The 3,470-nt window shown below is 73.6% G+C and carries 3 protein-coding genes; 2 read left to right on the forward strand and 1 reads right to left on the reverse strand.

Translation table 11 applies throughout. The annotated features are described in order from the left end of the window. Window positions 1–152 precede the first annotated feature (152 nt). Window positions 153–671 (forward strand): Lrp/AsnC family transcriptional regulator, encoded by a 519-nt coding sequence (locus tag FOE67_RS20180; protein ID WP_182666257.1) that lies wholly within the window; start codon window positions 153–155, stop codon window positions 669–671. A 51-nt stretch (window positions 672–722) separates the two neighbouring features. Here FOE67_RS20180 and FOE67_RS20185 read toward each other — a convergent pair whose 3' ends face one another. Next, window positions 723–1,409 carry a TetR/AcrR family transcriptional regulator gene (locus FOE67_RS20185; RefSeq protein ID WP_182666258.1) on the reverse strand — a complete coding sequence of 229 codons (687 nt, stop codon included), beginning with the start codon at window positions 1,407–1,409 and terminating at the stop codon, window positions 723–725. A gap of 287 nt (window positions 1,410–1,696) precedes the next feature. Between FOE67_RS20185 and paaN the strand changes: the two genes are divergently transcribed. Continuing rightward, window positions 1,697–3,400 carry a phenylacetic acid degradation protein PaaN gene (paaN, locus tag FOE67_RS20190; RefSeq protein WP_182666259.1) on the forward strand — a complete coding sequence of 568 codons (1,704 nt, stop codon included), beginning with the start codon at window positions 1,697–1,699 and terminating at the stop codon, window positions 3,398–3,400. Window positions 3,401–3,470: the final 70 nt, after the last annotated feature.

Here is a 3,470-nt window from a genome sequence, read left to right on the forward strand (position 1 = left end):
GGAGGGGAGGTGTGTCGGGGGTCACGCATCCCTCCCCACCGATTGTTCGGTTGGGACGGCATTTCGGCTACATCCGGGAAGAGCCTGTGGACAACCGGTGTGTAAATCGGTCCCGTGAGAGCAGAATGTCCAGGACGGGGAGGGAGCGGGGCATGTCCGAGGAACAGATGTCCGCGACGCCGCCGGGGATGCGCCCGGAGGGCCGCCGGCCGCGCCCGGCGGCCCGACCGCTGGACGCGGTGGACGAGGCGATCGTGCGGCTGCTGCGCCACGACGGCCGGGCCTCGGTGCGGGCCGTCGCCGAGCGGGTGCACATCTCCCGGGCGAACGCCTACGCGCGGATCAACCGTCTGGTGGAGGACGGCGTGATCCGCGGCTTCACCGCGCGGATCGACCACGAGCGGGCCGGCCGGGGGGCGTCGGCGTACGTCACGCTCAAGATCGTCCAGGACAGCTGGCGCTCGGTGAAGGAGGAGTTGGAGAGGCTTCCCGGCGCGGCGCACATCGCGCTGGTCAGCGGGGACTTCGACGTGCTGCTGCTGGTGCACACCGCCGACAACCGGGAGCTGCGGGACCTGGTGCTCACCCGCATCCAGGCGATCCCCGGCGTGATCGGCACCCACACCCTGCTGGTGTTCGAGGAGACCGACCTGTTGCCCGAGCCGCCCTGACCGGTGGCCGATCCCCGCGGCCCGGTCGGCCGCGCCGTCCGGGGCGGTGTCCTACCGTCCGCCGGCGCGGAGGCCCGCGAAGGCGGTCAGCGTGACGGCGCGGGCGATCGCCTCGGCGCCGGCGGGGTCGCCGGCGGCTCCCTCGTCCCCCCGCCGGGGGCGGTACCACTCGGCGACGGAGTTGACCATGCCGAAGACCAGGCGGGTCGCCAGGCGGGGGTCCACGTCCGAGCGCAGGTCACCCTCGGCCGCGGCCCGGCGCAACAGCTCGGTCACCCGCTGGTCGAACTCCCGGCGCCGCTCCAACGCCCGCACCTCGGTGTCGGTGTTGCCCCGCACGCGCAGCAGCAGGGTGACGTACGGCAGGCGCTCGACCAGCACCTCGACGGTGCGGCGCACCACGTACTCCAGCCGGTCGACCGCCGGGCCGCGCAGCGCGTCCGGCTCCTCCAGGACGGCGAACAGTCCCTCCAGGGCGTGGTCCACGGCCAGGCGCAGCAGTTCCTCCTTGCCGCGCACGTGGTGGTAGATGGAGGACTTGGTTATCCCCGCGGCGCGGGAGAGGTGTTCCATCGAGGTGCCGTCGTAGCCGCGCTCGTTGAAGACCTCGACGGCGACCCGCAGGAGGGTCTGGGGGGTGTGGGTCTCCCTGGCGGGCACGGTCCCGTTCGGAGCGGTCCGCGCGCCCCCGTTCCCGCCCGCGCCGGTGACACCGGTGCCGTCCACCGTCCCCGTCATGCCCGTCCCCTCCCGTTCCCGTGCCGTGTTCGCGATCGTCGCCCGGCCGAAGGGTACGCGGCGGGCGGCCCGTTCCCCGTCGGGGACCGGGTGATGTGCGTCGCGTCCCGCACCGGCCCCCTGACATACCGACCGGTCGGATGAGACCCTTCTCGCGGCACGACGGGGGAGTCGGCGCGCCGGGTTGTCCACAGCCCCTTGCCCCGACCGACCGTTCGGTTGCAGTATCGAGCACGCTCCGCAGAGAAGCCAGTTCAGCCCCCGCTCACCGAGGAGATGGCCCACCCATGACCCCTTCGCTCACGGCCGCGCGACTGGCCGAGCGGCACCGCGGCACCCTGGACACCGCCCTGGAGACGACGCGCACCCGGGTCCACTGGTCGCCCCACCCCGAGAACCCCAAGGCGTACGGCGGCGAGGACACCACCGTTCCCGGCTCGCAGAGCGTGCCGGAGGGCGCGGCGGCGTTCGAGGCCCTGCGCGACACCCCCTTCGAGCTCGACCAGCCCTCCCTCGCCGACCGGGTGGGCGACGAGGTCTCCCCCTACGGCTTCCGACTGGGCATCGACTACCCCCGCGCCGACATCGAGGCCCTGCTGCCCGCGATGCGCGCCGCGATGCCGGGCTGGCGCGCCGCCGGCCCCGAGCTGCGCGCCCTGGTGTGCATGGAGATCCTCGCCCGGCTCAACGCCCGCACCCCCGAGATCGCCCACGCCGTCATGCACACCACCGGCCAGGCGTTCATGATGGCCTTCCAGGCCGGCGGCCCGCACGCCCTGGACCGCGGCCTGGAGGCCGTCGCCCGGGCGTACGAGGAGCAGACCCGGCTGCCGGAGCGGATGCGCTGGACCAAGCCCGACAAGCGCGGCCCCGTGGAGCTGGACAAGGAGTTCGTGCCGGTGGGGCGCGGCGTCTCGCTGCTCATCGGCTGCAACACCTTCGTCACCTGGAACGGCTACCCCGGCCTGTTCGCCTCCCTGGCCACCGGCAACCCGGTCCTGGTCAAGCCGCACCCGCGGGCCGTGCTGCCGCTGGCTCTCACCGTGCGGATCGCCCGCGAGACCCTCGCCGAGGCCGGCTTCGACCCCAACCTGGTGGCGCTGGCCGCCGAGGGCGACGGCGAGGGCATCGCCAAGGAGCTGGCCCTGCGCCCCGAGGTCCGGATCATCGACTACACCGGCTCGGCCTCCTTCGGCGAGTGGCTGGAGGGCAACGCGACGCAGGCGCAGGTCTACACCGAGAAGGCCGGCGTCAACACCGTCGTCATCGACTCCACCGACTCCTACCGCGCCATGCTGGGGAACCTGGCCTTCTCCCTGAGCCTGTACAGCGGGCAGATGTGCACCACCCCGCAGAACCTCCTCATCCCCCGCGACGGCATCGACACCGACGAGGGCCGCAAGTCCTTCGCCGAGGTCACCGCCGACCTCGCGGCGGCCGTGGAGAAGCTGCTGGGCGACGACACCCGGGCCGCCGCCGTGCTCGGCGCCGTGGTCAACCCGCAGGTGCTCGAGCGCATCGAGAAGGCCCCCGGGCAGGGCGAGCCCGTGCTCGCCTCCCGGGCCGTGCCGCACGCCGACCACCCGGACGCCACCATCCGCACCCCGGTCACCGTGGCGCTGGACGGCACCTCGGCGGAGGCGGAGGGGGTGCACCAGGCCGAGTGCTTCGGGCCGGTCTCCTTCGCCGTGGCCACCGACTCCACCGCCGACTCGATCGCGTTGCTGCGCCGCACCGTCCGCGAGCGCGGCGCGATGTCGGTCGGCGGGTACACCACCTCCCCCGAGGTGGAGCGGGAGCTGGTGGAGGCCTGCCTGGACGAGTGCGCCCAGCTGTCCCTCAACCTCACCGGCTCGGTCCTGGTCAACCAGACCAGCGCCTTCTCCGACCTGCACGGCTCGGGCGGCAACCCGGCCGCGAACGTGGCGCTGGTGGACGCCGCCTTCGTCGCCAACCGGTTCCGCACCGTGGAGATCCGCCGCCAGGCCTGATCGGAAGCGGCGCCGCGTCCCGTTTCCCGCCCCGTTCAGCGGGGCGGGAAACGGGGGCGCGGGGCGCGGC

It is taken from the genome of Streptomyces calidiresistens (genome assembly GCF_014141525.1).
Taxonomy (GTDB): domain Bacteria; phylum Actinomycetota; class Actinomycetes; order Streptomycetales; family Streptomycetaceae; genus Streptomyces; species Streptomyces calidiresistens.

Coding starts and splice junctions, on each gene's coding strand:
- paaN (WP_182666259.1), top strand. CDS start 1,697: ATGACCCCTTCGCTCACGGCCGCGCGACTGGCCGAGCGGCACCGCGGC.
- FOE67_RS20185 (WP_182666258.1), bottom strand. CDS start 1,409: ATGACGGGGACGGTGGACGGCACCGGTGTCACCGGCGCGGGCGGGAAC.
- FOE67_RS20180 (WP_182666257.1), top strand. CDS start 153: ATGTCCGAGGAACAGATGTCCGCGACGCCGCCGGGGATGCGCCCGGAG.